Genomic DNA, 14,665 nt, shown 5'->3' with positions numbered 1-14,665 from the left:
ATCCCGTGCGCCGCTTGGTTCGGCAACGCAGCGCCATCAACAGCAGCCATGTTATAGCCCAGGTCGCCAATTGATCAGCCCCCGCTCGATATGTTTTTTCAGTAATGTCGCGGCGTGTTTATTGACGAACGCAGCAAATTCACTATCCAGGATCGAAAACAGATGCACATCCGAAGCGACACCGGCGCGCACCCGATGACGGCGCAGTGTGCCGTCAAGCTGCCCGCCGTAGGAAATCATCCGCAGCGACGCGGCGTTGGTGTCGAAGATGTAGCCGTACAGTTTGCGCAAATTGAGGTGATTGAAACAATGGTTGTACATAACCATATTCAGATCGCCGGCAGCCAGCTTGCTGCGGTTGGCCTCGTCGCCCACCAGGTAGGTGTACTCCGCATGCCGGTGGCGCCAGTCGATCTTGCATAGCATTGCGAGCCCGACCGGCTCGCGGGTAAACCGGTCTTCGGCCAGGAAATATTTATTCGGCGAGTGGTCATCGGCATTATCCTGCAGCATTTGCTCGGCGCGCAGGCGTGCTTGTCCCGCATGATGCGCCCCCGGGCCACCGATATTGTTCAGGTAAGCCTCGGTGGAAACCCATCGCGTCAAACAATCGAGGTCGGCCAATTCAGGCTTGCGCACGCAGATCACCAAGCCCGGCAATTGAAAGATCATGGTGTATCCGTGACCAGACCGAACACTTGCAGGTCGGCATAAGCGCCGTCGACAAACAGGTGCTGACGAAAGCACGCTTCCGGCACGAAACCGAGCGCGCGCAGCTGCGCGATTTCTGTCGTTTCATGGGGAAACACGTACGAATACAGGCGCGTAAGCGCAAACTGCGATGACAGGCGTTGCAGGAAGGCCGGCAATGCGCCACGCTCGTCTTTGCCGTGCAACTGGACCCGCGCGTGCCCCTGGACCCGGTCCACGGCGTGCAGCGACAGGAGCAGGGCCGGCGCGCATTCATCGTCCACAAATTGCATGCTGTCGTCCTGCGCCAGGACTGCGTCGAGTTCGGACCTGGAATTACCAAAGGCAGAGGCCAGCGCCACATAGCTGCTGCGGGCGCTGAACGTGGGCTGGGCCAGCAGTTGAGGGAGATGTTCGGGCAAAAGTCGCTTCATGCCGATACCGCTTCCTGCCCCGCTGCCGGCGCCAAGTCCGCCTTCGCAGGCATCGATGGTGGACGGTGCCAGATCGTTTCGGCCAGTCCGGACCAGAACATGACTTGCCTTGGATCGATCCGGATCCAGGATTCAAGCAAGGATGCAATGTTCTGGGTAAGCCTGTGCACCGCTTGGCGATTCGACTCGCCCTCGTAAGCGGCTTCGGAATACAATGGTTGCTCCACGCGCACCATCTGACGGCCGTCTGCAGCGTCGTAGGTGATGACGGGAATGATCACTGCGCGTGTCATGACCGCCAGTTGCGCCGGCCCGCTTTGCATCTGACACGGGTGGCCGAAAAACACGACTTCCTCGCGCGTCGTGACGTGTACTTCGATATCCACCGTCATCGCCACGACGTTGCCGCGCCGCAGTTCCATAAAGGCTTGGCGCCCACCATCTTCGGTGGCGCGCAAAATGCTGATGTCATGGCCGCACCGTCCAAAAGCGGCCAGCAGCACCTCTTCGTTGCGGTCGGCGCCGCTTACTTTGAACACGGATATTTTGCGCCGGGTACGGATCGCAGACACCAGTTTCAAGAACCCCATCTGGAAATTGCCCATGTGCATAGTAACAATGATGACCGGGCGGGTTGAATCGACAAACGGGGCGAGTTGTTCGGCCCCGATCAATTCAACATCCTGCGCCTGGGCCAGCATATGCTCGACGCCTTTGCGGCATAGCAAGAAATAATCAATATTAAAGCGTGCAAAACGACGCAAGCTGCTTCGGAAAATGCCGGCAGCCTGGTTCATTGTCACTTGCAGGGACCTGCTGATAGCGGCCGCCGTCGCGTGATTGTTGCTCTTGAGGTTACGCAGCAGCATGAACTGGATGACAGGCACCAAGATCAGCATGCTAAGCGTACGTCCTAAGAAGGGGACAAACGAGAAGGGCGACATAAATTGAGTGGAAATGGTATTGTCTGGAAAGGGTGGTGTCAGGTTCTGCTATCACTGTGAGTGCCGCACGGATATGCGGCACTCACAGTCACATCACGGCGTTACTAGGCGCCGCGAGATGACGACCAACAATCGACTTGGCGCCGAATGTTAGTCGATTAGCAGCACTTGATCGTGCCTGAGTACTGGACGCCGACGGATCCACCGTTGGTGCGGGTAACACCGACGAAAATGGTGTCGCCGTTGTCAGTAACACGACCGCAACCTACGCCGGTCGAGCCATTGATGTCGCCGGTACCGCAGTAGTTGGTGTCTGGCTCGCGCGGCTCATCGCTTTTAGCCAGGACAGGACCTTGTGCTGCTTTGTTGATGTTCAGTTTCATGTAATGCCTTTAAATAAATACATCGTTAATACATCAGTCTGGCTGATGCGCCCTTCGCTCCCGTTACGGAGCGAATTCTCTGGATACCGGTATCACACTTCAATCTCGTAGCCGAGGCCCTTGAAGGTTGATACCAGTTCCGCAATCGTGGATAACCCGCTCAGCTTGCTGAGGTACTGGTCGTCGATCTGCACATTCAGCTTGTCTTCGATTGCAAACAGCAAAGTGGCAAAACCGAGCGAATCGATGCCCAGGTCCGACAGCTTGTCGTCCGGCTTGACCGCGTCGATGCTCACGCCGGTGACGTTTTGCTTGATAAGATCAATGAATTCTTGACGGTCGATTTTCATGCATATGCTCCAAAGACAAGACTGACGTTATTGTTTCCAAACCCGAAGGAATTGTTGACGGCGTACTGGATGCGCCTGCCGTAGGCTTCGCCGGTCCTGATATTCAGGCCGGAAGTGCCGTTGACGTGGGCGATCGGCGTGACGCACGACTCGGCGATCGACTTGACCAGGTGCAGCGACTCGATCGCGCCGGCCGCGCCCAGTAAGTGGCCGGTCAACTGCTTGGTCGGGGTCACGGCGATATCCGCCAGGTGGGCCCCAAACAGCGCCTGCAGCGCCACCCGCTCCGCTTCGTCGTTGAGCATGGTGCCGGTACCGTGCGGGTTGATCATGTCGATCTGGCCGGCCTGCACGCCGGCGTCGGCCAGCGCGCGCGTCATCGATGCGACCAGGTCGCTGCCGTCCGGACGCGGCATCACCGCATGGAAGGCGCCGCCGGTGGCGCCGTAACCGAGTACTTGCGCATAAATTTTTGCGCCGCGCGCTTTGGCGTGCGCTTCGCTTTCCAGCATCAGCATGGCGGCCCCTTCGGCCATCACGAAGCCGTCGCGGTCGTCCGAAAACGGGCGGCAGGCCAGGGTCGGCGTATCGTTGCGGGCCGACATGGCGCGCAGCCGGTCGAAGCCGGCAAACACCAGCGGCGAGATGGTCGCCTCGACGCCGCCCGTCAGCACCGCGTCGCAGCGGCCGTAGCGAATCATTTCCATGGCCATGCCGACCGCATGTGCGCTGGACGAACAAGCGGTCGACACGGTGAACTGGCGCCCGGTCAGGCCCCACTTCATGGCGATCTGGCTGACGATCGAATTAGGGTCGACGAACGGCACCGTCATCGGGCTCACGCCACGGGGGCCGACTTTGCCGAGCGCGGCGATGGCTTCTTCGCTGTAGTAGATTCCACCGAGCCCGCTGCCCAGGCAGATGCCGATGTCGGCGCCGCCGGTGGGAATGTTCAGCACGCCGCTGTCGGCCAGCGCATCGGCGGCGGCAGCGAGCGAAAACTGCGCATTGCGCGACAAACTGGCAACGTTCCAGCCCAGCAGTGCGGAGACGTCGGCAGTTACTTCGCCGCCGATCCGGGTCCGGTATTTTTCAACATCGAAGCGCTGTAAAGGTGCAATCGCGGAGCGAGCGTGCTTGAGGCCATCCCACAATGCGGCCGCGTCGGCGCCCATCGAGGTCAAGGCGCCAAGCCCGGTTACCACTACTTTCTGATGCATACGAACCTTATTCTTCTATCAATAAAAAACGACTGAAATACACTTGCGCAAATTGCATGAGTAATATTTTAATAAGTGTAATGTTATAGAAATGTTTTTTTCTTTTTTTGTTACTTGTTGCATCTAACATCAGCGTCGACGCGACTGGACGCGCGCACGGCAAGCACTGATGCAAGTTATTTGGAAATGTGTCGTCGGTGCGCGCCGCGAGCGCGCAAAAGCCACCATTCTCGATGCCTTGAAGAAGATCGGCAGGCGGCAAAAGAGAGCGAGAGTGCACACGCAATACCCACTGCGGCCCGTGGTTGCTGGCTCCGTTTCAAATGGGCCTTCGGCGGAAGGAGCACGCGAGCACCTTTGCAGCAATCACCAGGCTGGTAAAACTTGCTTATACAACATTGCGCAAAGCTTAACGTAAATCAGGCAAAAATAGTATCCCTGATAAGAATTCTTTTTGAACATTTTTTCATGGAGGGCAAGGAAAAAGTATGTTATAGCAAGGTAGCCAAGAAGCACAATGTATTGGCTATTGTTAAATTTGGTGATAATGTCGACAAAGCGCAGCGACTGAAAATACGCAATCGTCACGGCGATCACCTCTTGCGCAGGCGGCAGGCGGGGGATGGGGAAAGCGCGCCAGGCGAGGACCGTTTGGCGCTGGCAGGGCAGCGTACGTGGCGTATGGCGGGCCCGGTATTGCTCCGGGTCGTGCAGGATAACGCCGTGCTATTTTTTGACGAGCTTGTCCAGCGTTTGCTCGACAAACTCGCCATCTTCTTCGGCAAAGCGCAGCTTGACCGGATACCATTCCAGCGACGGCGCCAGCCACAAGTCGAGCGACTGGCCGCGCGCATCCGGTGATGGCGACTTCACCAGGTGCACCGTCGGCAGCGTTCCCATGCCGGTCTTGAGCATCTCGCGGTTGACCACCTTGAAAGTCCACATTTCGGCATCGCGCCGGCCGGCGACAAAAAACTTCCACTCGGACCCGGGCGTGAATTTTTCGGGCGCGCCGCGCCCCACCGCCGCCAACTGCCACTGCACGCTGCCGCGATCCTGCTCGCCGCCGGTCAAGGGATAGCTCAGTTTCCCATCGTTGAAGACGATCGTTTTGGCGGCGCGGTCGAACGTGGCGATGGTCTGGTCCTTGCGAAAGCGCTTTTCGCGAAACTGCAGGGGCGCCAAGCCATAGACGTCGATCAAGCCTTCGCTGCGGTTATCCAGGATCTTGCCGAGCAGCTGAGCACGCGCGGTATTGCCCGCGCTGTATCTGCCGGCGCCCACACGCCAGTTGACCTGGGCCTCGCCCGACAGCGAAATGCCCTTTTTGCGCGCCTCGATCTTGTAGGTCAGGTCGGCCGAAGGCGGCAGGTCCACCGGCCGCTTGACCGATGCATGCTCCTGCGCCCACGCGCCGAGCACCACCCCCATCAGGACCGCGCCGGCGGTACAGCGTTTGATCATCACACTTTGCATAGTTCAGTTTCCTGCATCCTTGACGACGATCTTGCGGATCGTCTGGGTGGTGACCGTTCCATTGGCCTCGGTACTGCGCAGCTGCACCGGGTACCACTCAAGGCCCGGTGCCAGCCAGATATCCATGCCGGCATGGTATGAGCCCGGCGCGATGACGCGCGTCAGGCGCCAGCTCGCCAGCTTGCCGATGGCGGTGTCGATCTCTTCCTGCCCCTGCACCACGAAGCGGTATTGGCTGGCGTCCTTTTCGGCGCCGACCAATATCGCCACACCGGCGGCGAGCTGCGCGGGATCGGCGCGCGCAATGGCGGCCAGCTGCAGCGGCAAGGTCGCCCGGTCCTGCGCCCCGCTTTGCATCGGCACGGCCGCCTGCGTCGCCGAGAAGGTGATATTGCCCCGCTCATCGAAATGGGTTGCCGTGCGCGCCCGATTGCCGCGCTTCTCGCTCATCGTGCGCGGGATGATGCCTGCCGCGCCGAGCCGCCCTTCACTGTCCATCTCGGCCAATTCTCCCTGGTAGTGGAGCCGATAAGCGGAACCGTCGCGGCTCCAGTCCAGCAGCGCCTGCCCGTTCCAGGAGCCGCCCTGGGCAGCGATGCGGCCAACATCGAACGTCAGTTCGGCGGCCGGCGGCAGGCTGACACGGTAGCGCGGCGCCACGTCAGCCTGGTTGACGGATTGTACTGGCCGATCTGGAACCACAGCGCCCGCTTCCACAACTTTTTTCCGCGCCACACGCCGGGGCGAAGCCGCCGGCGCCTCAGCGACAGTCTGTGCTTGTGCGCCAGGCGGCGCGCGCAAGGTTGCGATCACGGTTGCTGGCGCGTGCTGGCCGGAGCGCGGCGACTGCCTTGCCGCGCCGCTGCCAACGTCAAGCCAGCGCGCGCCCAGATAATGCACCAGCACGCTCGCGGCACACAGCGCCACGATGCGACGCCATCGGCACCGAGCCATCGAGCTTGCCATCGCACTTGCCATCGTACTTGCCATCGCACTTTCCATAATAACGCCCCAGACCAGGGTTGCGATGACAAGCCCATGTTCAATGCATGAGCCTGCATAATTGATTCGCAACAATTTTTGAAAGCGAATTCATTATCTGCTACGCTGATGCTTCACACATCGGAGACCCTCATGCTGAAACCGCAAATGCCAAACATTCCTGGCGTCGCTGCCGTGACTGACACCCTTGATTTCGTCAAGAACCTGTGGGGCAGCATGAGCGTGCCCGGCATGAGCATTCCAGGCATGGCCGCGCCAACCATGTCGGTTGACGAGCTGGACAAAAAAATTGCCGACCTGAAGGCGGTCGAATCCTGGCTCAACGTCAATGTCGCCATGTTGCGCGGCACGATCCAAGCCCTCGAAGTGCAGCGCGGCACGATCGCGACGCTCAAATCGATGGGCGCGGCGCTCTCGAACGCCGTCAAGCAACCGGGCGCGAACGAAAAATCGGTGCTGGCAGCCGCACCTTACGCATCAGCATTCTTTGCCCAGCCGGCAGCCGAACCCGCAGCGCGCGTGGAGCCCAAGCCGGAACCGAAAATCGCGGCCGCGCCCGCGCCCGCGCCAACCAGCGATAGTGCGCCAGCGGTACCGCCCTTGGCCAATCCCGCCCTGTGGTGGAACTTGCTGCAAGACCAGTTCAAACAGGCAGTGACCACCGCGATGTCGTCGGACACCATGGCCAACGCCACTTCCAAGGCGCTGGACGCGGCAGGCAAGCTGACGGCGGCCTCGAGCGGGGCGGCGGGAAAACCGGGCAAAGGTGGGAAGGCGGCCGAAATGCCCGAGGCGAAGGCCAAAGTGGAAGCCAAGCCGCGGGCAAGCAAGCCCAGAGCTGGCAAGAACGCTAGTTGAACTGATTAAAAAGTACGCCCGAAGTACGCCCGAAGTACGCCAGAAATACGACCGGCCGCGCTGGCCTGGTCAGGCCAGGCGCTGGATGCGGATGGCGTCGATCAAGCCATCGTCCTGGCGCTCGACCCTGGAGATGGAAATGAGCCCGTCTTCCGCCATCTGTTTGGCTTGCTCATGCACTGCCTGAAATGCGGGCACCGTATCGCCCTTGGCGGCAACAGGCTTGATCCACGCACTGTTACCAACTCTCATCTTTTCGTAGACTTCCTTTGCGATGTCGCGCATGTACGTCCCTTTTCCTGATGAAATGCGGAATATCCCGCGTAACTTGCAGTTTACCACTAGCATGCGTTCAGACGAAGAAAACCGGCGTGCAGCGTAATAAATACGACGCTTTGAAGTCGCTTGTTGGGTGCAGCGCAAAGCCGTGTCGATTCGCTTGGGCGGCCTGGTTTCCCTATCACGCGGCCGTGCCCGCCTCTTCATCGCTCTTGGGGGACAGCGACGCCAGCTGTTCCATCAGTTGCGCAAAGCGCTGCTGGCCCGGCATCACCTTGTCCACGTGCAGCAATACCTCAGTGGTTTCGTCGGCCAGCGCCGCATCGTAACCAAGCTGCTGCAAATGCGAAATTAAGATCTGCGCAGCATTGAACAAGATGCGCATATTGTTGGGCAATGTCGCGCGCGCATCGCGCATCCAGAGCACCGCCTCGGCCAGCTTGCCGGTCTTCCACAGCAACACGCCCTGGTTCATCAGGTCCGACGCTTCCTTCTTCGACGCCTTGATCAGCGCAACGCCCTCGTCGCTCATGCGTGCCTTGTCGAACACTTTTTGCACATCGTCGAGCAGCACCGTGTTGTCGTGGTTGTTCTTGATGACGTAGCACAGCAAGTCGACCGGCGTCTCCTTCACGCCCACGGCAAACAGCAAGGTTGCCGTCTCCATGCAGGTCGCCGTATCCGGGCGCACCGGATCGCGCACCAGCATTTCCTCGATCTCGTCGCCGGCCTTGCGCGCGCGCCGAAAGTCGCCGCTCTCGTGATACACCATGCCTTCGGTGATCTTGGCGCGCAGCTGGATCTGGTCGGTCGCGAACTCGCGCTGCGCCGTCAGCAACAGCGCGAGCGCTTCCTTGGTGTCGTTTTTCAGGCCGCATACGCGCGCCAGGCCCAGGTAAGGGTCGGCGCTTTTGAGCACCGAATATTCACCGATCGCGATGCACTTCCTGAACGCCTTTTCCGCCATGCCCACGTTGCCCAGCTTGAGCGAGACCTGGCCGAGCGCGCGCTGGCGCGTCACCGAATTGGGCGACAGGCGCGCGGCCCGCTCCAGGATGGAGCAGGCTTCTTCGGCCTGCCCCATCTCGGTGTAAGCCTTGGCCAGCTGGTCGTAGGCGTCCATGTAATAGCGGTTATCCGCGATCACGGCCTGGAAAATCTGGCGCGCCTGATCGAATTCGCCGTTGGCCATGCGGATCTTGGCCAGTCCGGCGCGCGCCCATTGGTATTCGCGCTCCTTGAGTACGCGTTCGTACGCTTCGCGCGCCTTGCCCGGCTCGCCGCTCTTGAGCATCAGGTGCGCCTTCATGCGCAGCAGGTCGATCTCGTGCACCTTGTTCTGCCCCATCTGCTCGTCGCACATTTTCGCCGCGCGCAGGAAATCCTTCTCGGCATACGCCTGGTCGATCTTTTTGAAGACCTGCTTCTTGTGCCAGACGCGGTTCAAGCGCGTCAGCAGCACGCCTTCGGTGATCGGCTTGATCAGGTAGGCGTCGGGCTGGTGCTCGGCTGCGCCCATGACCGATTCGGTGCTTTTTTCGGCCGACACCATCAGCCACACGCTGCTGGGCATCAGCAGGTTGCGCATGCGCGCTTCCTCCAGCACCTGCTGGCCGTTCTTGCCTTCTCCCAGGTTGTAATCGCACAGCACCACGTCGTAGCGGGTGCGCACCAGCAAGGCCATCGCCTCGCCGCCGCTGGAGGCCTGGTCGACGTTCTTGGCACCCAGGTTGCGCAGCGACTCGCGCAGCAGCTGGCGCACGCCGATGAAGTCGTCGACGATCAGATAGCTCTTGGCCGACCAGTCGATATGCTGGCTGGACGTGGCCAGCGACGCGTTCAGCTTGAGCGCCTCGCTCATGGCAAAGTCAGTACAAAGCAGCCGCCGCCAAAGGCGCCGCCGTTCTCGAGCCGCAAGCTGCCGCTGCGCTCGCGGTGCTTGTGCATCTTGGCCACCTCGCTGGAAAAATACAGCCCCAGGCCGGTGCTGTTGGTCAGGAAGTTCACGCCCGCGCGCTTGCCCTGCATGGCCGACACGCCTGCTTCGAGCATCGCGGCCGGATAGCCGGTGCCGTTGTCCTCGACCCGGATTTCAAGACAGTCGCCGACCTTAACCGCAGCCAGGCGGATCGTGTCGCGCGTGTAGTTGACGGCATTGTTGATGGCGTGGCCGAGCACGCCGATGATCAAGTCTTCATCGAAGTGCCAGATCAGCGCGGGATCGAAATCGGTGACCAGCGTGATGCCCCTGGAGGTGAGCAGCACGCGCTCGGCCGCGACCACCTGCTCCATCAGGTTGCCCAACTCGAGCGGCTGGATGTCGAACGGGTATTCGGGTTTGCCGACCTGCTTGTACAGCGCCAGCAGCTGGATCAGGTTGTCGTTCAGGCGCTTGGTCTGGTACAGCATGTGCGCCATCTGCGGATAGGCCGACTCGGTTTCGGGCGAGGCGCCCACGATCAGCGTTTCCAGCGTGCCCGACAGGACGCTGATGGAATTTTTCATATCATGCGCGGTGGACGCAAGGAACAGAAAAAGCTCTCCGGAGCTCGGCGTATCGTCCATCGTTCCCAGTCTCCCGTGGCAGCGGAACAGAAAAGTTGCCGCAAGCCAATTATACGATGCTTCGCCGGCCGATTCGTTTGAATCTGCTTGCAGTGTTGTATCCCGGGTGTTGTATCACGAGTTCTGTCACAGGCGACGCCGCGCACGCACCAGGAAACGTGCCGGATCGAGCGCGGCGGCCAATTCGGCTTCCAGCGGCAGCGGCTCGCCGTCCAGCTGGGACGCGAGCAGCTCGGCTGCCAGCGGCGCCCACGCCAGGCCGCGCGACGCATAGCCGAGCAAGCCGTACAGGCCGTTCTGGCGCGGCACCTGGCGCAGCCGCTCGATGCGCGCGCCGTCGTCCTGCTGCGGCAGCGCGCCCACCAGCGGCAAGCGGTCCGGGGCCACGCAGCGAAAGCCCACGCGCCCGGCCAGCGGCGCAGCGCCGCCCAGCGCCGGGTTGTCCAGCATCGAACCGATCTTGACCAGGTTTTCAAGCTGGCTGGCCTGGCGCAAGGCCGGATCGGGATCGGCGTCGTAGCTCGCGCCCAGGCTGTGCCAGCCCTTGACTGCAGGCGTCAGGTAAGCTTCGCGGCACAGCACAAACGGCAAGGCCGGCAAGGCGCCTTCAGCCAGGTAAGTGACTTGTCCGCGCACGCTGGCCAGCGGCAGCGCATCGGTTTGCGCCAAGTGGCGCGCGCCGGTGCCGTTGGCAACGATGACGACCGGCGCACTGGCCACCAGCGTGCCCGATGCGTCCAGCGCCGACCATTGCCCGGCGCCGTGCACCAGGCGCACGCTGCCCGCGCCAAAGCGGCGCACCAGCCTGCTACCGCAGGCATCCAGCATGGCCGCGCACACGCTGGCCGGCTGCGCCCAGCCGGCCTGGCGGAACAGCCAGGCGCCGTCCGGCGCGGCGCTGCCCAACAGCGCGCTGGCGGGGCCCTCTTCAAGCCATTGCGCGTACTCGGACGGATAGCCATGGCGCTCGGCGATGGCGCGCTGAACGCCGGCGTGCTGCGCGCCGCGTGCCAGCTGCAGCACGCCGCAGGCGGCGCCATGGATGCGCGCCCCAGGCCCGATACCGCCCAAGGTATCCCAATACGCCAGCGCATACAGAAAGGCCGCGCGCGACAGGCGCGTCATGACATTGTCGTCCTGCGAGAGCAGCGGCATGTAAATGCCGGCCTGGTTGCCCGATGCCTCGCTGGCCGCTTGCGCATGGCGCTCGACCAGCGTTACGTGCCAGCCGCGCGCGCACAGGCGCTCGCAGGCGGCAGCGCCGGCGATGCCGGCGCCCAGCACGATGGCGCGCCGCTGCGGTTCTGGTGTGCGCATCCACGGCGATGGCGGCTTGCGGGTGGTGAACACGGCGCGCAGGGTGCCGTCAGGGCCGCTGGTGCAGGCAAAGCCGGCGCCGCCCAGCGTGTGCGCCTGCGCCGTTGTCAGCGCGCTGGCAGTGAGCCGGGCGCCGGGCGCCGCCAGGCGCGCCAGGGCGCGCGCAAAGCTGGTCCCGGCAATGGCGTGCAGCGTGATGGCGTCGAGCCGTGCATCGAGCTGCGCGAGCGCCTCGTCAAGCGGGGCGCACAGCAGGTCGAGCGTGACGCCGGCGTCCATCTGCGGGATGCGGCGAAAGCCGGGCAAGGGCGAAGCGTGCAGCGCGATGTAATGCAGGCGCGCCGGCCGCGCGCCGTCATCGCGCCAGCGTTGCAGCAAAGTGCGAAACCGTTCGCCGTCGCCGTAGTCGCTGTCGAAAACGGTAAATTGCGCGCGCCCTTGCCAGTCCATGGCGCTACTTGCAGCCGTGCCGGAAGCAGGCAACATCGTGGTCGTCTACCATCCCGATGCCCTGCATGTAGGCGTACACGATGGTGGAGCCGACGAACTTGAAGCCGCGCTTGGCGAGGTCCTTGGAGATGCGGTCCGACAGCTCGGTTGTTGCCGGCCGCGTGTCCGACGTATACCGGTTGCAGAGCGGCTTGCCGTCGACAAATGCCCACAGGTACTGGTCGAGCAAGCCGCCTTCGGCGCGCAGGCGCAGGTAGGCCTGGGCATTGGTGATGGCGGCGGCCACCTTGAGCTTGTTGCGCACGATGCCGGCATTCGACAGCAGTTCGGCCACTTTGTCGGGACCGTAAAGGGCGATTTTTTCAGCGTCCCAGTTGTCAAAAGCGATGCGGTAAGTGTCGCGCTTGTTCAGAATGGTTTCCCAGCTCAGGCCCGCCTGCGCGCCTTCGAGGTTGAGCATTTCGAACAAGCGGTTCTCGTCGTGGCAAGGCACGCCCCACTCGGTGTCGTGGTAGTCGAGGTAGCGCGGGTTGGCCGGATTGGCCCAGGAGCAGCGGATGGTCGTCATGGGCGCAGTATAGCGCCTGCGCGGCCGGCTGAAAATCGTAGCGGAAAAAATTCAGGCGCAGCGGCAAGCGCGGCGCGCGGGTCAAACCTGAATCTTCCCGGCGGCGCGCAAGACCTTTTCCAGCACGTCCAGGCCGTGCGCGATTTCGGCCGGCTTGATCGATGAAAAACCGAGCAACAGCCCGGGCGCCGTGGCGCATTCGGGCGTGGCCACGCGGCTCGCGTAGTACGACAACGGCCGCGCCTCCACCGCCTGCTCGAGCGCCATGCGCGCCACCTGGTCCTGGTCCTGGTCCAGCGCGCGCTGGAAAAAAACGCACAGGTCCAGCCCCGCATCGGCCGGCCCGCAACGCAGCTGGTCGCCCAGGCGCGCGGCAATCCCGTCCAGCAGCGCGCAGCGCCGCTCGGCGTAAGCCTCGCGCGTGCGCTTGATGTGGCGCGCGAAATGGCCTTCGCCCATGAAGTCGGCCAGCACCATCTGCGGCACGATCGCGTTGTGGCGGTCGAGCGCCGCCTTGGCCCGTACGATGGGTTCAACCAGCGCCGGCGGCGCCACAATGTAACCGAGGCGCAGTCCCGGAAACAGCACCTTGGACAGCGTGCCCACGTACACGGTGCAGTCGGCGCTGTCGAGGCCCTGCAGCGACGCCAGCGGCGGACCGGTGTAGCGGTACTCGCTGTCGTAATCATCCTCGATGATCCAGGCGCCGTTGGCGCCGGCCCAGCGCAGCAATTCGAGGCGGCGCTGCAGCGACATCGTCACCCCCAGCGGCAGCTGGTGCGACGGCGTCGAGAGCACCATCTTCGCATCCGGATAGCGCGCCACGCCATAGGCGACATCCATCCCTTGTTCGTCGACGGGCACCGTGCAAACTTGCGCGCCCATCGCGAACAAGGGAGCGCTGGCGCCCTGGTAGCCGGGCGACTCGACCCACACCTTGTCGCCCGGGTCGAGCAGCAGCGCGCACAGCAGGTACAGGCCCTGCTGCGAGCCGGAAGTCATGATGATCTGGCCGGGCGTGCAGTTGACCCCGCGCGCGGCGCGCAGGTACACGCATAGCAGCTCGCGCAGCGGCGCGTAGCCGGCCGGGTCGCTGTAGCCCATGTGGTGGTCGGGCCGGCGCCAGCGGCGCGCCTCGAGCCGGCTCCAGACGTCGAACGGGAACAGGTCCAGGCCCGGCATGCTGGCGCGAAAGGCGCGCACCGGTCCCTGGTGGTAGCCGACGTACTTCATGGCGCCGGCGTAGTTGGCCCCGCGCGCCGACAGGGGCCGCATCAGGCCGCGCGGCGCCGGCGTGCGCGCGCCCACCGGCAACTGGCTGCCGATAAAGGTGCCCTTGCCGACAAAGCCGCTGAGGTAGCCTTCGGCCATCAGCTGGTCCCAGGCATTGAGCACGGTCTGGCGCGAGACGCCCATCAGGCGGCACAGTTCGCGCGTGGGCGGCAGCTGCATGCCTGATCTGAGCGTGCCGCGCAGCACGGCGTCCTTGACGGCGCCGTACAGCTGGCGAAACAGCGGCGCGGCGGCATTGCGGTCAAGCGTCAAGGACGCGAAGAGTTCGGCAGTATTCATTGGTCTTTCCATATTCGCTCAAATTGGCTATTTGAACAAGCCAAAGTGCATCGTAAGATGACTGTCACTTATCTTTTTCGGGAGCCGCCATGACGCAGTTTGTTGCCACCATTGCCTGGAAGCGCGGCGCGCAGCCGTTTGCCGACAACCGCTACAGCCGCGCGCATGCATGGCGTTTCGATGGCGGGCTGACGGTGCCGGCCTCGTCCTCGCCGCACTCGGTGCCGCTGCCGATGTCGGACCCCGGCGCGCTCGATCCGGAAGAAGCACTGGTGGCTGCGGTCTCGAGCTGCCACATGCTGTTTTTCCTGTCGATCGCCGCGCAGCGCGGCTTGATCGTGGACAGCTACTGCGACCAGGCAGTGGGCCTCATGGACCGGAATGGCGAGGGCAAAATGGCGATCACGCGCATTACGCTGGCGCCGGCGATCGTGTTCGGCGGCGAGCGCGCGCCTGCGGCGGCGGAACTGGACGCGATTCATCACAGCGCCCACCAGAAATGCTACATCGCCAATTCGATCAAAGCCGAAGTCCTTATCAAGGGAGTACCCTGAACC

Annotated in this window: 16 protein-coding genes; 2 read left to right on the top strand and 14 right to left on the bottom strand. The window is 62.7% G+C overall.

The window, feature by feature from the left end:
* Positions 1 to 51: 51 nt before the first annotated feature.
* From ACP7BV_RS09215 to ACP7BV_RS09180, 8 genes are all read right to left on the bottom strand, one after another.
* The gene (locus ACP7BV_RS09215; RefSeq protein WP_426103513.1) at positions 52 to 672 is read right to left on the bottom strand and encodes a GNAT family N-acetyltransferase; all 621 of its coding nucleotides are present in this window, start codon (positions 670 to 672) and stop codon (positions 52 to 54) included.
* Entirely contained in the window at positions 669 to 1,124 is a 456-nt protein-coding gene (locus ACP7BV_RS09210) for a GNAT family N-acetyltransferase (protein ID WP_426103512.1), read from the bottom strand. Before ACP7BV_RS09210 ends, ACP7BV_RS09215 begins: the two co-directional genes overlap by 4 nt.
* The gene (locus tag ACP7BV_RS09205; RefSeq protein ID WP_426103511.1) at positions 1,121 to 2,023 is read right to left on the bottom strand and encodes a lysophospholipid acyltransferase family protein; all 903 of its coding nucleotides are present in this window, start codon (positions 2,021 to 2,023) and stop codon (positions 1,121 to 1,123) included. The genes ACP7BV_RS09210 and ACP7BV_RS09205 overlap by 4 nt, the downstream gene beginning before the upstream one ends.
* A gap of 203 nt (positions 2,024 to 2,226) precedes the next feature.
* Entirely contained in the window at positions 2,227 to 2,451 is a 225-nt protein-coding gene (locus ACP7BV_RS09200) for a hypothetical protein (protein WP_426103510.1), read from the bottom strand.
* Between the two features lie 92 nt (positions 2,452 to 2,543).
* On the bottom strand, positions 2,544 to 2,801 hold the full coding sequence (locus tag ACP7BV_RS09195; RefSeq protein ID WP_426103509.1) for an acyl carrier protein: 258 nt from the start codon (positions 2,799 to 2,801) through the stop codon (positions 2,544 to 2,546).
* Positions 2,798 to 4,021: a beta-ketoacyl-[acyl-carrier-protein] synthase family protein gene (locus tag ACP7BV_RS09190; protein ID WP_426103508.1), complete on the bottom strand. Its 1,224-nt coding sequence runs from the start codon at positions 4,019 to 4,021 to the stop codon at positions 2,798 to 2,800. Before ACP7BV_RS09190 ends, ACP7BV_RS09195 begins: the two co-directional genes overlap by 4 nt.
* 726 nt (positions 4,022 to 4,747) lie before the next feature.
* Entirely contained in the window at positions 4,748 to 5,485 is a 738-nt protein-coding gene (locus tag ACP7BV_RS09185) for a DUF3108 domain-containing protein (protein WP_426103507.1), read from the bottom strand.
* Between the two features lie 15 nt (positions 5,486 to 5,500).
* Entirely contained in the window at positions 5,501 to 6,424 is a 924-nt protein-coding gene (locus ACP7BV_RS09180) for a DUF3108 domain-containing protein (protein ID WP_426103506.1), read from the bottom strand.
* A 207-nt stretch (positions 6,425 to 6,631) separates the two neighbouring features.
* Here ACP7BV_RS09180 and ACP7BV_RS09175 point away from each other — a divergent pair, with 207 nt between their 5' ends.
* Entirely contained in the window at positions 6,632 to 7,357 is a 726-nt protein-coding gene (locus ACP7BV_RS09175) for a PhaM family polyhydroxyalkanoate granule multifunctional regulatory protein (RefSeq protein WP_426103505.1), read from the top strand.
* Between the two features lie 69 nt (positions 7,358 to 7,426).
* On the opposite strand, the gene ACP7BV_RS09170 is transcribed toward ACP7BV_RS09175, so the two are convergent.
* The 6 genes from ACP7BV_RS09170 to ACP7BV_RS09145 all read right to left on the bottom strand — a co-directional run bounded on the left by ACP7BV_RS09170 (position 7,427) and on the right by ACP7BV_RS09145 (position 14,108).
* Positions 7,427 to 7,642: a hypothetical protein gene (locus ACP7BV_RS09170; RefSeq protein ID WP_426103504.1), complete on the bottom strand. Its 216-nt coding sequence runs from the start codon at positions 7,640 to 7,642 to the stop codon at positions 7,427 to 7,429.
* A gap of 175 nt (positions 7,643 to 7,817) precedes the next feature.
* The gene (locus ACP7BV_RS09165) at positions 7,818 to 9,497 is read right to left on the bottom strand and encodes a tetratricopeptide repeat protein (protein ID WP_426103503.1); all 1,680 of its coding nucleotides are present in this window, start codon (positions 9,495 to 9,497) and stop codon (positions 7,818 to 7,820) included.
* Positions 9,494 to 10,201 carry a sensor histidine kinase gene (locus tag ACP7BV_RS09160; RefSeq protein WP_426103502.1) on the bottom strand — a complete coding sequence of 236 codons (708 nt, stop codon included), beginning with the start codon at positions 10,199 to 10,201 and terminating at the stop codon, positions 9,494 to 9,496. The genes ACP7BV_RS09165 and ACP7BV_RS09160 overlap by 4 nt, the downstream gene beginning before the upstream one ends.
* A 126-nt stretch (positions 10,202 to 10,327) precedes the next feature.
* Entirely contained in the window at positions 10,328 to 12,004 is a 1,677-nt protein-coding gene (gene mnmC / locus ACP7BV_RS09155; RefSeq protein WP_426103501.1) for an FAD-dependent 5-carboxymethylaminomethyl-2-thiouridine(34) oxidoreductase MnmC, read from the bottom strand.
* Positions 11,973 to 12,536, bottom strand: coding sequence for a DNA-3-methyladenine glycosylase I (locus ACP7BV_RS09150; RefSeq protein WP_426103500.1), 564 nt, complete (start codon positions 12,534 to 12,536; stop codon positions 11,973 to 11,975). The genes mnmC and ACP7BV_RS09150 overlap by 32 nt, the downstream gene beginning before the upstream one ends.
* An 81-nt stretch (positions 12,537 to 12,617) precedes the next feature.
* On the bottom strand, positions 12,618 to 14,108 hold the full coding sequence (locus ACP7BV_RS09145; protein ID WP_426103499.1) for a PLP-dependent aminotransferase family protein: 1,491 nt from the start codon (positions 14,106 to 14,108) through the stop codon (positions 12,618 to 12,620).
* Positions 14,109 to 14,197: 89 nt separating this feature from the next.
* Between ACP7BV_RS09145 and ACP7BV_RS09140 the strand changes: the two genes are divergently transcribed.
* Positions 14,198 to 14,662 (top strand): OsmC family protein, encoded by a 465-nt coding sequence (locus tag ACP7BV_RS09140; RefSeq protein WP_426103498.1) that lies wholly within the window; start codon positions 14,198 to 14,200, stop codon positions 14,660 to 14,662.
* Positions 14,663 to 14,665: the final 3 nt, after the last annotated feature.

This window comes from Massilia sp. TSP1-1-2, from assembly GCF_049896185.1.
Taxonomy (GTDB): Bacteria; Pseudomonadota; Gammaproteobacteria; order Burkholderiales; family Burkholderiaceae_D; genus Telluria_A.
This window is presented reverse-complemented; position numbering and strand designations above follow the sequence as displayed.

Bases quoted from the DNA above. Each gene is read 5' to 3' on its own strand.
- ACP7BV_RS09215 (WP_426103513.1), bottom strand. From the start codon at position 672: ATGATCTTTCAATTGCCGGGCTTGGTGATCTGCGTGCGCAAGCCTGAA.
- ACP7BV_RS09210 (WP_426103512.1), bottom strand. From the start codon at position 1,124: ATGAAGCGACTTTTGCCCGAACATCTCCCTCAACTGCTGGCCCAGCCC.
- ACP7BV_RS09205 (WP_426103511.1), bottom strand. From the start codon at position 2,023: ATGCTGATCTTGGTGCCTGTCATCCAGTTCATGCTGCTGCGTAACCTC.
- ACP7BV_RS09200 (WP_426103510.1), bottom strand. From the start codon at position 2,451: ATGAAACTGAACATCAACAAAGCAGCACAAGGTCCTGTCCTGGCTAAA.
- ACP7BV_RS09195 (WP_426103509.1), bottom strand. From the start codon at position 2,801: ATGAAAATCGACCGTCAAGAATTCATTGATCTTATCAAGCAAAACGTC.
- ACP7BV_RS09190 (WP_426103508.1), bottom strand. From the start codon at position 4,021: ATGCATCAGAAAGTAGTGGTAACCGGGCTTGGCGCCTTGACCTCGATG.
- ACP7BV_RS09185 (WP_426103507.1), bottom strand. From the start codon at position 5,485: ATGATCAAACGCTGTACCGCCGGCGCGGTCCTGATGGGGGTGGTGCTC.
- ACP7BV_RS09175 (WP_426103505.1), top strand. From the start codon at position 6,632: ATGCTGAAACCGCAAATGCCAAACATTCCTGGCGTCGCTGCCGTGACT.
- ACP7BV_RS09170 (WP_426103504.1), bottom strand. From the start codon at position 7,642: ATGCGCGACATCGCAAAGGAAGTCTACGAAAAGATGAGAGTTGGTAAC.
- ACP7BV_RS09165 (WP_426103503.1), bottom strand. From the start codon at position 9,497: ATGAGCGAGGCGCTCAAGCTGAACGCGTCGCTGGCCACGTCCAGCCAG.
- ACP7BV_RS09160 (WP_426103502.1), bottom strand. From the start codon at position 10,201: ATGGACGATACGCCGAGCTCCGGAGAGCTTTTTCTGTTCCTTGCGTCC.
- mnmC (WP_426103501.1), bottom strand. From the start codon at position 12,004: ATGTTGCCTGCTTCCGGCACGGCTGCAAGTAGCGCCATGGACTGGCAA.
- ACP7BV_RS09150 (WP_426103500.1), bottom strand. From the start codon at position 12,536: ATGACGACCATCCGCTGCTCCTGGGCCAATCCGGCCAACCCGCGCTAC.
- ACP7BV_RS09145 (WP_426103499.1), bottom strand. From the start codon at position 14,108: ATGAATACTGCCGAACTCTTCGCGTCCTTGACGCTTGACCGCAATGCC.
- ACP7BV_RS09140 (WP_426103498.1), top strand. From the start codon at position 14,198: ATGACGCAGTTTGTTGCCACCATTGCCTGGAAGCGCGGCGCGCAGCCG.